A 14,546-nucleotide genomic window follows, 5' to 3' on the forward strand; every position below is an offset into this window, starting at 1 on the left:
GAACCCTATTTCAAAATTAAGCGGGAATTTGAGCGCGCAGGGGGCATCGCGTTCAGCAGCAACTATGAGCTATACGCCGACATGTCTCAGCGTGTGATGGCTGTTTTAGAAGAGATGGCACCTCGCGTGGAAGTGTATTCAATTGACGAAAGTTTCCTTGACCTGACTGGCGTTCGTAACTGCATTGATCTGGATACTTTCGGTCGTCAGGTGAGGGCCAAGGTACTGCGCAACACTGGGTTAACTGTGGGCGTTGGTATGGCCCAAACCAAGACGTTGGCCAAGCTGGCAAACTTCGCGGCGAAGAAGTGGGAAAAGACTGGCGGGGTGGTGGATCTATCCAACGAAGGGCGCCAGCGTAAATTGATGGGGCTGGTGCCTGTAGAGGAGGTTTGGGGTATCGGACGCCGAATCTCGAAAAAGCTCAACATGATGGGGATTGAAACCGCACTGCAGCTGGCCGATGCAAGCACTGCGATGATCCGCAAGCATTTCAGCGTTGTCATTGAGCGAACGGTGCGTGAGCTACGTGGTCAGCCTTGTCTCGAGCTGGAGGAGTTTGCGCCGACAAAACAGCAAATCATCTGCAGCCGCAGCTTCGGTGACCGGATCACCGAGTATGACCAGATGCATCAGGCTATTTGCATGTACGCGACGCGTGCAGCGGAGAAGCTGAGGGAGGAGCATCAGTATTGCCGGCATGTCAGCGCGTGGCTCAAAACCAGCCCATTTGCCATCAATGAGGAATACTACGGCAACACCGCAAGCATAAAACTGAGCGTACCCACACAGGATACTCGCGACATTATCGCCGCGGCTATGCGTTGCCTTGATGCGATTTGGCAACCCGGTCATCGGTATCAAAAAGGCGGGGTGATGCTGCAGGATTTTTACAGTCAAGGCGTGGCTCAGTTAGGGCTATTCGATGAGTGCAAACCACGGCATAACAGTGAGCAACTGATGGGAGTGCTTGATCGGATCAACAATTCGGGTAGGGCGAAACTGTGGTTCGCTGGTCAAGGAGCGCATCAGGCTTGGTCAATGAAACGTGAGCTACTGTCACCGGCATACACTACACGGCTTAGTGATCTGCCGCGCGCTCGGGTTTATTAAATCGGTAGGGTGTGACTCTATTTTCACATAATGTATTATCGAGAGGGAAGTGCCTTACAAGCAGCCTTGCCAAATTTCTCTATTTAGGCCGGATTAGATGCCTCACTTTCCGGCCTGACTATTACTATTAAGTTATAACCTAAGTTTCTATTATAAAAACCAGTAAATCTTCATGTGAGGATAATTTTTGATTTATCCATTCCTATCGAATTCTTCTTTATCAAAAGAGTTGATTATTAACATTGGCGGGTGAGAAGGTGGCATCATAACGGCAATGTCATCACCGATTGCTGGAGGTGACATGCTATTGCTACTATCCATGGAATTAAGCACTATTTTAGTATAATAGAACGACGGCTTGTTTTCTATGGGGTGATTAGTGAGGTTATGAATTTTATTCCTCTCATGTCTTAAGACTAACTCAGCGGTGTTATATAAGAAAGAAGATGATATTGATCTAAACCTATTTCCTTTTATTATGTTTTGCCTTAAAAGTTTGTACGTATAAACCCCACCGACTGCTAATCCCATCATTCCTTGTATAAAATTAGACCAATGGTCGTTTGCAACATTTTCACTTGTATCAAAATGTCTACCGTTAGTCCCTAATATTATTTTTTCGAGTGTTGCTGAGAAACTTTCCTCGCAGGTTAACCCCTGACTGGGTTGGTTCTTTGAACTCTCACATGCTGAGCTATTCCAGGGGGAGTTGTCAATAAATTTCGCATTCATAAATTGTTGGCTCAACTGACCTGATTGACTGGTGGATATTTCGCCGTCGTATATTACAATGTATTTTGAATGCTCTAGGGCTGTATCTTTTTTTAAATTGAAATCCCATTTGTAACCTGAGCCATTAAAATGAAATTTTCGGTTTTTGAAGGTGAATTTAGGCCATTTCTTATATAGATGGAATTGTGTTTTCTCATTTTCTGCCGCAAGAGAACCTGTCTTAGGTGAAGAGTGTCGTTTGGCCTGAAACAACATTGCATTGCCTACCGTATTCGGCTGGGATGCAGAATGATGAGTATTAATTATTAATAGATCTGCAATTTCTACAGACATTTTACTTTTGGCAGGTGTTACTTTTGGCGTTTGATGGGTATAAACCGCGTCGATTATATAGTATTTTTGAGAGTGATTTTTGTTTAAAAGTTCTTCCAGTGTCTTGTGGTTTTCAACAAATGAGCTTATAAAGCTTGGTTCATCAATGGTTTTTCCAATGGATTTGGATTTCTCATATGCCATGCTGTGTATGAGTTTAATATATTCGTCAAAAACATCACGGAGTGTCATTATTATACACCTAAAGGTTTAATGTGATCTGAGCTAGTTTGATAACTCTAGCTTCCTGTTTCGAGTGGCTGATTAATTATAGAAACATTAGTTTGGATTGTGCAATCTGATAAATTACCACATTCGATCTCGAACCAAACAGATTGGTGATGTTGATCATAGCACTAATTCTCCCTTTACTAATGCAATTTTGCATTAACAAGGACAGATGAATTCAGCAAGACCCGTTAGTTTAAGTACTATGTCGTAGTTGTGTCAGGACATGCTTACGCTAATACACTTAACCAGATCGACGCTATCATTGTTTATATTGCCGACTGATTTTCCTACAGGATGCCAGGCGAAATCATCGGGAGGAGTTGACGCTTCGTTTGCGAGCTCTTCCGCTCTCGAGGATGTAGTGTCCGGACTTATCCACTCCCGTGCAGCTGCTGGCGGCAGAACGACAGGCCGGCGGTCATGAATATCGAGCAGGCCCGAATCGCTGGCGCTGGTCACGATGACAAAACCGTCATCATCAGGAGGCTCTTTAGCATCGGGATGATGGCGGCTTATCGCGGCGAAAAATATAGGTGCTTTTGATTCGTGATAGATGAAATAGGGTTGCTTTACTTTGGCGTCGTGCTTGTCTTTCTTCCACTCGTACCAGCCATCTGCCATCACCAGCGCGCGACCGTGATTCCATAACGGCTTGAACATTCTGCTGGTGGCGGCTGTTTCAACGCGAGCATTGATAACCGGCTGACGCTTCATTTCACGCCACCAATCAGGGCCATACCCCCAGTAAACAGGATCAAGGTGTAGCTTGTCGTTACGCTGATTCAATATCAGTACGCGAGTGCCTGGCGCCACGTTGTAACGTGCAATCGGCACGTTATCCAATGCGCCGGCAAATTCTAGATCGGATGCCAGAACATCTAGATAATCTGCACGAGTTTGAATTTGAGCAAAACGGCCACACATACTGATATCCCTTTAGAGAAGGATAGTGGAAGTATAGACGAGGGGAGGGTTTGTAAATCCTCTTGTAGATGATGGCCTTTCTCTAGTGATAGACTACTCATCCCGTTATGGCGTAACAACATAGTACATTTCAAATTGTGTACATATGAGTGTACATATCTGGCAGGGTAAAGCTGGATAGCGTCGATAACATCATGTAGTTAAACAATATTGTATTTCTTCATGTGATCTGTCGTGTGGGTCACCACTGTAGATAAGGAATTATTAATGCCTGTTATTACCCTTCCTGACGGAAGTCAGCGTCATTTCGACCACCCCGTTTCCCCGATGGATGTCGCGCGCGATATCGGCCCTGGCCTGGCGAAAGCCTGTATCGCCGGCCGCGTCAACGGCGAGCTGGTCGACGCCGGCGATCTGATCGAATCAGATGCGCAGCTGGCCATCATCACCATCAAAGACGAAGACGGTCTGGAAATCATGCGCCACTCCTGCGCGCACCTGCTGGGTCATGCGATCAAGCAGCTGTGGCCGGATACCAAAATGGCGATCGGTCCGGTGATCGACAACGGTTTCTATTATGACGTGGATATCGACCGCACCCTGACGCAGGAAGACCTGGATCTGCTGGAAAAGCGGATGCACGAGTTGGCCGATAAGGATTACGACGTCATCAAGAAGAAGGTCAGCTGGCAAGAAGCCCGCGACACCTTCGCTGAGCGCGGCGAAATCTATAAAGTGGCGATCCTGGATGAGAACATCAGCCATGACGATCGTCCGGGCCTGTATCACCACGAAGAATACATCGACATGTGCCGCGGTCCGCACGTGCCGAACATGCGTTTCTGCCACCATTTCAAACTGCAGAAAACGTCCGGCGCTTACTGGCGCGGCGACAGCAAAAACAAAATGCTGCAGCGTATCTACGGTACCGCCTGGGCAGACAAGAAGCAGCTGAACGCCTACCTGCAACGCCTGGAAGAAGCGGCCAAGCGCGATCACCGCAAGATCGGCAAACAGCTCGACCTGTATCATATGCAGGAAGAAGCGCCGGGCATGGTGTTCTGGCACAACGACGGTTGGACTATCTTCCGCGAGCTGGAAGCCTTCGTGCGCATGAAGCTCAAAGAGTACCAGTACCAGGAAGTGAAAGGTCCGTTCATGATGGACCGCGTGCTGTGGGAAAAAACCGGCCACTGGGAAAACTACAAAGACGCCATGTTCACCACCGCGTCGGAAAACCGCGAATACTGCATCAAGCCGATGAACTGCCCGGGTCACGTGCAGATCTTCAACCAGGGCCTGAAGTCGTACCGCGATTTGCCGCTGCGCATGGGCGAATTCGGCAGCTGCCACCGCAACGAGCCTTCGGGTTCCCTGCACGGCCTGATGCGCGTGCGCGGCTTCACGCAGGATGACGCCCACATCTTCTGTACCGAAGAGCAGGTGCGCGCCGAAGTGAACGAATGCATTCGCATGGTCTATGACGTGTACGGCACTTTCGGCTTCGACAAGATCGCCGTCAAGCTGTCCACGCGTCCGGAAAAACGTATCGGCACCGACGACATGTGGACCCGTGCAGAAGAAGACCTGGCCGCCGCGCTGACCGAGAACGGCATTCCGTTCGAGTACCAGCCGGGCGAGGGCGCCTTCTACGGACCGAAAATTGAATTTACCCTGCATGATTGTTTGGATCGCGCATGGCAATGTGGTACCGTGCAGCTCGATTTCTTCTTGCCGGGCCGTTTGGGCGCATCGTACGTTGGCGAAAACAACGATCGCGTCGTGCCGGTAATGATTCACCGCGCCATTTTGGGCTCCATGGAACGCTTCATCGGTATCCTTACCGAAGAATATGCCGGGTTCTACCCGACCTGGATCGCTCCGGTGCAGGTGGTGGTGATGAATATCACCGACAGCCAGTCTGATTACGTCCAGCAATTGACCAAAAAACTGCAGGATGCAGGTATTCGCGTGAAAGCGGACTTGAGAAATGAGAAGATTGGCTTTAAAATTCGCGAACATACTTTACGTCGAGTCCCTTACATGTTGGTGTGCGGTGACAAAGAGGTCGAAGCAGGCAAAGTTGCCGTTCGTACCCGCCGTGGCAAAGACTTGGGAAGCCTGGACGTAAACGAAGTCGTAGACAAGCTGCTGAAAGAGATTCGCAGCCGTAGTCTTCATCAACTGGAGGAATAAAGTATTAAAGGCGGAAAACGAGTTCAACCGGCGCGTCCTAATCGCATTAACAGAGAAATTCGCGCGCAAGAAGTTCGCCTAACCGGCGTCGATGGCGAGCAGATTGGTATTGTCAGTCTGAATGAAGCTCTTGAAAAAGCTGAGGAAGCGGGCGTTGATTTAGTAGAAATCAGCCCAAATGCCGAACCGCCAGTTTGCCGAATCATGGATTACGGCAAATTCCTCTACGAGAAGAGCAAGTCGACGAAAGAACAGAAGAAGAAGCAAAAAGTTATCCAGGTTAAGGAAATCAAATTCCGTCCTGGCACCGATGATGGCGACTATCAGGTCAAACTACGCAACCTGATTCGCTTTCTGGAAGATGGCGATAAAGCCAAAATCACCCTGCGTTTCCGCGGGCGTGAGATGGCGCACCAGCAGATCGGCATGGAAGTGCTTAACCGCGTCCGTAAAGACCTGTGTGAAGATATGGATCTGGCAGTGGTCGAATCCTTCCCTACGAAGATCGAAGGCCGCCAGATGATTATGGTGCTCGCTCCTAAGAAGAAACAGTAAGGCTTACAAGTAATGGAACCCGCGCGGCGCTTGCGCTGTGTGGGTTTTATTCGCCCAACTGATTCGTTGTTTAACAATGCGAAGTGGATTTAATTAAAATGCCAAAGATTAAAACTGTACGTGGTGCAGCCAAGCGCTTCAAAAAAACCGGCAGCGGTGGTTTTAAGCGTAAACATGCCAACCTGCGTCATATTCTGACCAAAAAAGCAACCAAGCGTAAACGTCACCTGCGTCCGAAAGGCATGGTGTCTAAAAACGATCTGGTCCTGGTTACCGCGTGCCTGCCGTACGCATAAGCCATTTTTTTTGAATTTAGAATAAGACTTTAGGAGAGAGCATATGGCTCGCGTAAAACGTGGTGTAATTGCACGCGCACGTCACAAGAAAATCATGAAGCAGGCGAAAGGTTACTACGGTGCCCGTTCGCGCGTATATCGTGTTGCCTTCCAGGCAGTAATCAAAGCAGGTCAGTATGCTTACCGTGACCGTCGTCAACGTAAGCGTCAGTTCCGTCAGCTGTGGATTGCACGTATCAACGCAGCTGCTCGTCAGAACGGTCTGTCTTACAGCAAGTTCATCAACGGCCTGAAAAAAGCCTCGATCGAAATTGACCGTAAGATCCTGGCTGACATCGCAGTCTTCGACAAAGTGGCCTTCGGCGCACTGGTTGAGAAAGCGAAAGCAGCTCTGGCGTAAGTCAGTAGAAGAGGGAGCTTGCTCCCTCTTTTAATCTTTGTTTTCAGCGACAAATATTGACTTTCATTGCCCGCCGCTATATCACTGGTGGACAATCATCGACAAGGTACCGCAATCATGCACGCAGCTATTTTTCGTTTCTTTTTTTACTTTAGCGCCTGATTTCAGGAGGCTTTGCGCGTAAGAAAAGAAACGAAAAGTAGCGCCTAAGCCTCCCTCGTGGAGGCTTTTTTGTTTTTGGCCATCGTCCCGCCTTGCAAAGCGTTGCGGTGAGAACGGCGGGTACTCAGCCGGCCCTGCGCCGCGCAGGCGAGCCGCCTGGCCGGCAACGCATTGAAAAGTCTTTGAAGATTGCTCAAAGGCGTGTTCGAATAATAGATAACAATTACTTAGGGCCATCCCGGCCAGAGGAAGAGGAAAGCAATGCCACATCTCGCAGAGCTGGTTGCCAATGCCAAGGCAGCCGTAGAAGATGCCCAGGATGTTGCCGCGTTAGATTTGGTGCGCGTCGAATATTTTGGCAAGAAAGGTCATTTCACCTTGCAGATGCAGTCTCTGCGCGACGTACCGGCGGAAGACCGTCCGGCGGCCGGCGCGGTGATCAACCAGGCCAAGCAAGAGGTGCAAGACGCCCTGAACGCGCGCAAGAACGCGCTGGAAAGCGCAGCGCTGAACGCGCGCCTGGCGGCTGAAACCATCGACGTCTCCCTGCCGGGCCGTCGCATGGAAAACGGCGGCCTGCACCCGGTGACCCGCACCATCGACCGCATCGAAACCTTCTTCGGCGAGCTGGGCTTCTCCGTCGCTACCGGCCCGGAGATTGAAGACGATTACCATAACTTCGACGCGCTGAACATTCCAGGGCATCACCCGGCGCGCGCCGACCACGATACTTTCTGGTTCGACGCTACGCGCCTGCTGCGCACTCAGACCTCCGGCGTGCAGATCCGCACCATGAAGAACCAGCAGCCACCAATCCGCATCATTGCGCCGGGCCGCGTTTATCGTAACGACTACGATCAGACTCACACCCCGATGTTCCACCAGATGGAAGGGCTGATCGTCGATAAAGACATCAGCTTCACCAACCTAAAGGGCACGCTGCACGATTTCCTGAATAACTTCTTTGAAGAAGACCTGCAGGTTCGTTTCCGTCCGTCCTACTTCCCGTTCACCGAGCCGTCCGCCGAAGTGGACGTGATGGGCAAAAACGGTAAATGGCTGGAAGTGCTGGGCTGCGGCATGGTGCATCCGAACGTGCTGCGCAACGTGGGCATCGATCCAGAAGTTTACTCCGGCTTCGCCTTTGGTATGGGCATGGAGCGCCTGACGATGCTGCGTTACGGCGTCACCGACCTGCGCGCATTCTTCGAAAACGATCTGCGTTTCCTCAAACAGTTTAAGTAAGGCGGGAATATCACATGAAATTCAGTGAACTCTGGTTGCGCGAGTGGGTAAACCCGGCCATCAGCAGCGAAGCATTATCCGATCAAATCACCATGGCCGGTTTGGAAGTGGACGGCGTGGATCCGGTTGCCGGCGCGTTTAACGGCGTCGTGGTGGGTGAGGTTGTCGAGTGCGGTCAGCACCCGAACGCCGATAAACTGCGCGTCACTAAAGTTAACGTGGGCGGCGATCGCTTGCTCGACATCGTCTGCGGCGCGCCGAACTGCCGCACCGGCCTGAAAGTGGCGGTTGCCACCGTGGGCGCGGTGTTGCCGGGCGATTTCAAAATCAAGGCCGCCAAACTGCGCGGCGAACCTTCGGAAGGCATGCTGTGTTCGTTCTCCGAGCTGGGCATTTCTGACGATCATGACGGCATTATCGAACTGCCGCTGGATGCGCCGATCGGCACCGACATCCGTGACTATCTGAAACTGAACGACAACACCATCGAGATCAGCGTCACCCCGAACCGCGCCGACTGCCTGGGCATCATCGGCGTCGCGCGTGACGTAGGCGTACTGAACCAGGTTGCGCTGACCGAGCCGGACATGAGCCCGGTGCCCGCGACGATTGACGCCACGCTGCCGATCCGCGTTGATGCACCGCAGGCGTGCCCGCGTTATCTGGGCCGCGTGGTCAAAGGCATCAACGTGAAGGCGCCAAGCCCGCTGTGGATGCGTGAAAAACTGCGTCGTTGCGGTATCCGTTCTATCGATGCCGTCGTCGACGTCACCAACTATGTGCTGTTGGAACTTGGCCAGCCGATGCACGCTTTCGATCTGAGCCGCATCGACGGCGGTATCGTGGTGCGCATGGCGGAAGAAGGGGAAACCTTGACGCTGCTGGACGGCAACGAAGCCAAACTGAACGCCGACACCTTAGTGATCGCCGATCACCAAAAAGCATTGGCGATGGGCGGTATCTTCGGCGGCGAGCATTCCGGCGTCAACGGCGAAACCCAGGACGTGCTGCTGGAGTGCGCTTTCTTCAGCCCGCTGTCGATCACCGGCCGCGCCCGCCGTCACGGCCTGCACACCGATGCTTCTCACCGCTATGAGCGCGGCGTCGATCCGGCGCTGCAGTACAAAGCCATGGAGCGCGCCACGCGCCTGCTGCTCGACATCTGCGGCGGCCAGGCAGGCCCGATTATCGACGTGACTCACGAGAATGAACTGCCGAAACGCGCCACCATCACGCTGCGCCGCGAGAAGCTGGATCGCCTGATCGGCCACGTGGTGCCGAGCGAGCAGGTCAGCGACATTCTGCGCCGTCTGGGTTGCCAGGTGACCGAACAGGGCGACAGCTGGCAAGCGGTCGCACCGAGCTGGCGTTTCGATATGGAGATCGAAGAGGATCTGGTGGAAGAAGTGGCGCGCGTTTACGGCTACGACAACATTCCGGATGTACCGGTGCGCGCCGATTTGGTGATGACCCAGCATCGCGAAGCCGATCTGACGCTCAAGCGCGTGAAGACCATGCTGGTCGATCACGGTTATCAGGAAGCGATCACCTACAGCTTCGTCGATCCGAAAGTGCAGGCGCTGCTGCACCCGAATGAAGAAGCGCTGATCCTGCCAAGCCCGATTTCGGTCGAAATGTCGGCGATGCGTCTGTCGTTGTGGACCGGCCTGCTGTCTGCGGTGGTGTATAACCAGAACCGTCAGCAGACGCGCCTGCGCCTGTTCGAAAGCGGCCTGCGCTTTGTGCCTGATAGTGCGGCAGATCTGGGTATCCGTCAGGACGTCATGCTGGCGGGCGTGATCGCCGGCCATACGCACGATGAACATTGGGATCTGGCGCGCAAGCCCGTCGACTTCTATGATTTAAAAGGGGATCTGGAGTCTGTCCTCGAGCTGACCGGTAAATTATCCGAAATTCAGTTCCGGGCAGAAGCCAATCCGGCCCTGCATCCAGGGCAAAGTGCGGCGATTTATTTGCACGGCGAACGCGTTGGTTTCATCGGTGTGGTTCACCCGGAACTTGAACGTAAACTGGATCTTAACGGCCGCACCGTGGTGTTTGAACTGGAGTGGAACAAGCTTGCGAGCCGCGCCGTGCCTCAGGCGCGGGAGATTTCGCGCTTCCCGGCAAACCGCCGTGATATCGCCATTGTGGTGGCTGAAAACGTCCCCGCAGAAGATATTTTGGCCGAGTGTAAGAAAGTTGGCGCAAATCAGGTAGTTGGCGTAAACTTGTTTGACGTGTACCGTGGCAAGGGCGTGGCAGAAGGTGACAAGAGCCTGGCTATCAGTCTGGTATTGCAGGATACCGCTCGTACACTGGAAGAAGAGGAGATAGCCGCTACCGTTGCAAAATGCGTAGAGGCTCTAAAACAGCGATTCCAAGCATCCTTGAGGGATTGAACCTATGGCGCTTACTAAAGCTGAAATGTCAGAACACCTGTTTGAGAAGCTTGGGCTTAGCAAACGGGACGCCAAAGACCTGGTGGAACTGTTCTTTGAAGAGGTCCGTCGGGCCCTTGAGAATGGCGAACAGGTAAAACTGTCGGGTTTTGGCAACTTTGATCTGCGTGACAAGAACCAACGTCCGGGGCGTAACCCGAAGACCGGCGAAGACATTCCGATTACGGCGCGCCGCGTGGTGACCTTCCGTCCGGGGCAGAAGCTGAAAAGCCGGGTAGAAAACGCCAGCCCGAAAGGGTGAGTGACGTGACATCAAAAAAGGCCGCTTGCGCGGCCTTTTTCTTTTCTGGGACAAAATTCAGTTTATTCCTAATCGATAGACATGACTTCATTGAGCCGTTAAGTCGGCACGGCGAAAATCATTGTCCTTAATTGCGGAATATTCTTATATCTTATTTCATGTAATGCGTGGCTTTTATTTCTCACTTCAATAACGGCCGTAATAATGGCCAGGGCCATCGCCACGGTGGCCGCCGCCTCCGTGAGGGCCCCAGCAACAGGCGCTAAGGGTTGAGGCCAGGGCGACCACGGCCAGCAGCATACCGAGTCGTTTAATCATCTTATTATCCTCCGGTGGGGATCCGTTTAATTATCATTGTCGCGCCGCTTAAGCGATATCAGTTATTCGTTAAGCCTTGGCAGAGGCAATAATAATTAAAGACGTCGGCAAACAGTGTCGGGATTGTGTAAGGCCGTCGAAAACGATCTGAAAATAGGCACCGGTGAGATAGTCGCTAAATAAGCGCACTGATATAACCACTGCAGCAAGAAAAATAGAGTGAGAAGGCAAAATGAAAAAGATTCTGTTGCTGGTGTGTTTCCCTCTGTTGCTGCCGCTGGCGGCACAGGCCGATGTCTCCGTCGATATCAACGTGCCGGGCGTTTCCCTGCATTTGGGGGATCAGGACCGCCGTGGTTACTACTGGGATGGCTACGACTGGCGTCCCCCGCAATGGTGGCATGCACACCAGGGCCGCGGTTTGGGGGAGCGCAATGCGCGCGGCCTGTACTGGGACGGCGGGCGCTGGCAGCCTTCGCCGCCGCGCGGCTATGAGCATCGCGAGCCGGCGCGCAGCGGCAATCCTTTCCACGGCGATCGCGATAATCGTGATCATGACGATCGCGGCGACCATGACCGGCGCGATGACGGCCGCGGCCGGCCTTATCCGCAGGGCAACCCCGGTCAGCATCGTTAACCCCTGAGTTTATCGGCGGCTGGTTTTGCCATCATCCTGGCGATGACGGGCAGAGCCAGCCGCTGCTTTCCTGTGCCATCGCTTACGCAAGGCTTCCCCTTGCGGCGTTAACCCCCTAATATTTGACTCAGACGTCAATTATCCGGCCACGACAGCGGCCGGCAGGGAATCGCCGCGCCATGCCAACCAGCCGTACCTTCACCTTACTGTTGCAACATCAACGTTACCGCGATAAACGCCAGGTCATTCTGTTGGCGCTGGGCGTGGTGCTGGCATTGTTGTTTAGCCTTTGCGCCGGCGATCGATGGATATGGCCGTCAGAATGGTTCAGCGATCGGGCGCAGCTGTTCGTCTGGCAACTGCGATTGCCGCGGGCGCTGGCGGTGATGTTGGTCGGCGCAGCCCTGGCGGTAGCCGGGGCGGTGATGCAGGCGCTGTTTGAAAACCCGTTGGCGGAACCTGGCCTGCTGGGGGTGGCGAACGGCGCCGGCGTCGCGCTGGTGCTGACGGTGCTGCTGGGCCACGGTCTGCTGCCGGTAGCGCTGATGAGCGCCGCCGCGATAGCAGGCGCGCTGGCGATGACGTTCTTGCTGCTGGGCTTCGCTCGCCGGCGCCGCCTGACCAATGCGCGGCTGTTGCTGGTGGGAGTGGCGCTGGGCATCGTGTGCAGCGCGCTGATGACCTGGGCGGTCTATTTCAGCACCAGTCTCGATCTGCGGCAGTTGATGTACTGGATGATGGGGGGCTTCGGCGGCGTCGACTGGCGCCAAAAGTGGCTGGTGTTGGCGCTGCTGCCGGTGCTGCTGTGGCTGTGTGGCCAGGGGCGAGCGCTTAACCTGATGGCGCTGGGCGAGGTGCAGGCGCGGCAGCTCGGGCTGTCGCTGCATCTGTGGCGCAACCTGCTGGTGCTGGCGATCGGCTGGCTGGTGGGTGTCAGCGTGGCGCTCGCCGGGGTGATCGGCTTCGTCGGGCTGGTGATCCCGCATATTTTGCGTCTCACCGGCCTGACCGACCAACGCTATCTGTTGCCGGCCTGCGCGCTGGCGGGGGCCGGCGTGTTGCTGGTGGCCGATGTGATTGCCCGCGTTGCGCTGCTGGCGGCCGAACTGCCGATCGGCGTGGTGACCGCTACGCTGGGAGCGCCGCTATTTATCTGGTTACTGACCCGGGCAAAAGGCGTAAGGTAGTTTTCTTCATTCACCTGCCATTAAAAAACTACAGGATGACAACCGATGAGCAATCCAATTTATAACCTGCCGTTACAGACCATCGAAAATCAGGCTACCACGCTGGGGGCCTATCAGGGCAAAGTGCTGCTGGTGGTCAACGTGGCCTCGGAGTGCGGCCTGACAAAGCAATATGAAGGGCTGGAAGCGCTGTACGAAACCTATCGCGATCGGGGGCTGGAAGTGCTGGGGTTCCCGTCCAATGAATTCCTGGGGCAGGAGCCGGGCAGCAACGAAGAGATCCTGGCATTTTGCCGCGGCACTTTCGGCGTGCAATTCCCGATGTTCGCCAAGATTGAGGTGAACGGCGAACACCGTCATCCGCTGTATCAGGCGCTGATTGCCGCGCAGCCGGCTGCTGTCGCGCCGCAGGGCAGCGAGTTCCTGGCGCGGATGACCAGCAAAGGGCGTGCGCCGAAGCACGCCGGCGATATTTTGTGGAACTTCGAGAAATTCCTCATCGCGCGCGACGGCACGGTGATCCAGCGCTTCTCGCCGGACACCACGCCGGAAGATCCGGCGCTGGTGGCGGCGGTGAAACAAGCGCTGGCAGGGTAAGACGAATGCTGCAACTCGTTGAGGTTGGGGTGGCGGGGCGCCTGGCGCCTTTTTCGGCACAGATTGACGGCGGGTTGCAGGTTCACCTGATCGGCCCAAACGGCGCCGGGAAGAGCACTCTGCTGGCGCGGGTGGCGGGCATGCTGCCGGGGCTGGGCGAGGTTCGTCTGGACGGACGCGCGCTCTCCGATTATCCGGGGAGCGAACTGGCATCCCGGCGCGGTTACCTAAGCCAGCAACAGCCGCCGGTGTCGCTGATGCCGGTGTTTCAGTATTTGGCGCTGCACCGGCCTGCGGCGGCGGCGCAAACCGATGTGGAGCACGCCATCCTCTATCTGTGCCGGCGGTTGAAGCTGGTGGATAAGCTGTCACGCATGCTGACGCAGCTTTCTGGAGGAGAATGGCAACGGGTGCGGCTGGCGGCGGTCTTGCTGCAGGTGTGGCCCAGCGTCAATCCGCACAGCCGCCTGTTGTTGCTGGATGAGCCGACCAACAGCCTGGATGTGGCGCAGAAAGTCGCGCTGGATCGCCTGCTGCGCGAATTCTGCCAGAGCGGGCGCAGCGCGCTGGTATGCGCGCACGATCTGAATCACACCCTGCAGCAGGCCGATCGGGTTTGGTTGCTGCATGCCGGCCGGCTGGTAGCGCAGGGCGTCACGCGTGAAGTGATGGCGCCCGCGCTGCTGTCGCAGATTTATGAAGTGGATTTCCAGCTGCAATGGGTAGGGGACCAGCGTTGGATCATGACCCGCACGGCTTAATTAACCCAGTCGGCGGGGCGCAACGTAAACGGAAACTAAACACAGTGAATATAAATAGTCAGATAAGCATCGGCGAATATTGTGCGGTCTCTCATTTTCATACCGATTTTCTTGAAA

Annotated in this window: 15 protein-coding genes and 1 other annotated feature; of the genes, 13 read left to right on the forward strand and 2 right to left on the reverse strand. The window is 54.3% G+C overall.

The genetic code is table 11. The annotated features are described in order from the left end of the window. On the forward strand, positions 1-1,113 hold a 1,113-nt coding region (gene umuC, locus ACJ8PE_RS19720), incomplete at its 5' end, for a translesion error-prone DNA polymerase V subunit UmuC (protein ID WP_442536853.1). A gap of 192 nt (positions 1,114-1,305) precedes the next feature. Here umuC and ACJ8PE_RS19725 read toward each other — a convergent pair. Both ACJ8PE_RS19725 and ACJ8PE_RS19730 read right to left on the reverse strand, forming a co-directional pair. Further along, entirely contained in the window at positions 1,306-2,409 is a 1,104-nt protein-coding gene (locus tag ACJ8PE_RS19725) for a hypothetical protein (RefSeq protein WP_442536854.1), read from the reverse strand. Between the two features lie 255 nt (positions 2,410-2,664). Further along, positions 2,665-3,372, reverse strand: coding sequence for an SOS response-associated peptidase family protein (locus tag ACJ8PE_RS19730; RefSeq protein WP_442536855.1), 708 nt, complete (start codon positions 3,370-3,372; stop codon positions 2,665-2,667). A 267-nt stretch (positions 3,373-3,639) separates the two neighbouring features. Between ACJ8PE_RS19730 and thrS the strand changes: the two genes are divergently transcribed. The 12 genes from thrS to btuD all read left to right on the forward strand — a co-directional run bounded on the left by thrS (position 3,640) and on the right by btuD (position 14,429). Further along, the gene (gene thrS, locus ACJ8PE_RS19735; protein WP_004931421.1) at positions 3,640-5,568 is read left to right on the forward strand and encodes a threonine--tRNA ligase; all 1,929 of its coding nucleotides are present in this window, start codon (positions 3,640-3,642) and stop codon (positions 5,566-5,568) included. Between the two features lie 3 nt (positions 5,569-5,571). Next, positions 5,572-6,123 (forward strand): translation initiation factor IF-3, encoded by a 552-nt coding sequence (gene infC, locus ACJ8PE_RS19740; protein WP_048233542.1) that lies wholly within the window; start codon positions 5,572-5,574, stop codon positions 6,121-6,123. A gap of 98 nt (positions 6,124-6,221) precedes the next feature. Beyond that, on the forward strand, positions 6,222-6,419 hold the full coding sequence (rpmI, locus tag ACJ8PE_RS19745; protein ID WP_004931418.1) for a 50S ribosomal protein L35: 198 nt from the start codon (positions 6,222-6,224) through the stop codon (positions 6,417-6,419). Between the two features lie 43 nt (positions 6,420-6,462). After that, a complete protein-coding gene (gene rplT / locus ACJ8PE_RS19750) occupies positions 6,463-6,819 on the forward strand; it encodes a 50S ribosomal protein L20 (protein WP_004931417.1) in 357 nt (118 codons plus the stop codon). A 113-nt stretch (positions 6,820-6,932) separates the two neighbouring features. Further along, positions 6,933-7,055, forward strand: a sequence feature (Phe leader region). Continuing rightward, complete coding sequence (pheM, locus tag ACJ8PE_RS19755) at positions 6,937-6,981, forward strand: pheST operon leader peptide PheM (protein ID WP_121626058.1); 45 nt, start codon at positions 6,937-6,939, stop codon at positions 6,979-6,981. Its footprint overlaps the feature before it by 45 nt. Before the next feature lie 187 nt (positions 7,056-7,242). Continuing rightward, a complete protein-coding gene (gene pheS, locus ACJ8PE_RS19760; RefSeq protein WP_004931416.1) occupies positions 7,243-8,226 on the forward strand; it encodes a phenylalanine--tRNA ligase subunit alpha in 984 nt (327 codons plus the stop codon). A gap of 14 nt (positions 8,227-8,240) precedes the next feature. Continuing rightward, entirely contained in the window at positions 8,241-10,628 is a 2,388-nt protein-coding gene (gene pheT, locus ACJ8PE_RS19765; RefSeq protein WP_033642878.1) for a phenylalanine--tRNA ligase subunit beta, read from the forward strand. 4 nt (positions 10,629-10,632) lie between these two features. Further along, positions 10,633-10,929, forward strand: coding sequence for an integration host factor subunit alpha (ihfA, locus tag ACJ8PE_RS19770; protein WP_004931414.1), 297 nt, complete (start codon positions 10,633-10,635; stop codon positions 10,927-10,929). A gap of 550 nt (positions 10,930-11,479) precedes the next feature. After that, positions 11,480-11,884: a DUF2502 domain-containing protein gene (locus ACJ8PE_RS19775; RefSeq protein WP_033642879.1), complete on the forward strand. Its 405-nt coding sequence runs from the start codon at positions 11,480-11,482 to the stop codon at positions 11,882-11,884. Between the two features lie 179 nt (positions 11,885-12,063). Then, on the forward strand, positions 12,064-13,071 hold the full coding sequence (gene btuC / locus ACJ8PE_RS19780; protein ID WP_033652456.1) for a vitamin B12 ABC transporter permease BtuC: 1,008 nt from the start codon (positions 12,064-12,066) through the stop codon (positions 13,069-13,071). Between the two features lie 45 nt (positions 13,072-13,116). Further along, positions 13,117-13,668, forward strand: coding sequence for a glutathione peroxidase (locus ACJ8PE_RS19785; protein WP_033642881.1), 552 nt, complete (start codon positions 13,117-13,119; stop codon positions 13,666-13,668). A 5-nt stretch (positions 13,669-13,673) separates the two neighbouring features. Continuing rightward, positions 13,674-14,429, forward strand: a complete 756-nt coding sequence (btuD, locus tag ACJ8PE_RS19790; protein WP_116286377.1) for a vitamin B12 ABC transporter ATP-binding protein BtuD — start codon at positions 13,674-13,676, stop codon at positions 14,427-14,429. Positions 14,430-14,546: the final 117 nt, after the last annotated feature.

It is taken from the genome of Serratia sp. CY74737, assembly GCF_052166775.1.
In the GTDB taxonomy this organism is placed as follows: Bacteria; Pseudomonadota; Gammaproteobacteria; order Enterobacterales; family Enterobacteriaceae; genus Serratia; species Serratia ureilytica.

Coding starts and splice junctions, on each gene's coding strand:
- ACJ8PE_RS19725 (WP_442536854.1), bottom strand. CDS start 2,409: ATGACACTCCGTGATGTTTTTGACGAATATATTAAACTCATACACAGC.
- ACJ8PE_RS19730 (WP_442536855.1), bottom strand. CDS start 3,372: ATGTGTGGCCGTTTTGCTCAAATTCAAACTCGTGCAGATTATCTAGAT.
- thrS (WP_004931421.1), top strand. CDS start 3,640: ATGCCTGTTATTACCCTTCCTGACGGAAGTCAGCGTCATTTCGACCAC.
- rpmI (WP_004931418.1), top strand. CDS start 6,222: ATGCCAAAGATTAAAACTGTACGTGGTGCAGCCAAGCGCTTCAAAAAA.
- rplT (WP_004931417.1), top strand. CDS start 6,463: ATGGCTCGCGTAAAACGTGGTGTAATTGCACGCGCACGTCACAAGAAA.
- pheS (WP_004931416.1), top strand. CDS start 7,243: ATGCCACATCTCGCAGAGCTGGTTGCCAATGCCAAGGCAGCCGTAGAA.
- pheT (WP_033642878.1), top strand. CDS start 8,241: ATGAAATTCAGTGAACTCTGGTTGCGCGAGTGGGTAAACCCGGCCATC.
- ihfA (WP_004931414.1), top strand. CDS start 10,633: ATGGCGCTTACTAAAGCTGAAATGTCAGAACACCTGTTTGAGAAGCTT.
- ACJ8PE_RS19775 (WP_033642879.1), top strand. CDS start 11,480: ATGAAAAAGATTCTGTTGCTGGTGTGTTTCCCTCTGTTGCTGCCGCTG.
- btuC (WP_033652456.1), top strand. CDS start 12,064: ATGCCAACCAGCCGTACCTTCACCTTACTGTTGCAACATCAACGTTAC.
- ACJ8PE_RS19785 (WP_033642881.1), top strand. CDS start 13,117: ATGAGCAATCCAATTTATAACCTGCCGTTACAGACCATCGAAAATCAG.
- btuD (WP_116286377.1), top strand. CDS start 13,674: ATGCTGCAACTCGTTGAGGTTGGGGTGGCGGGGCGCCTGGCGCCTTTT.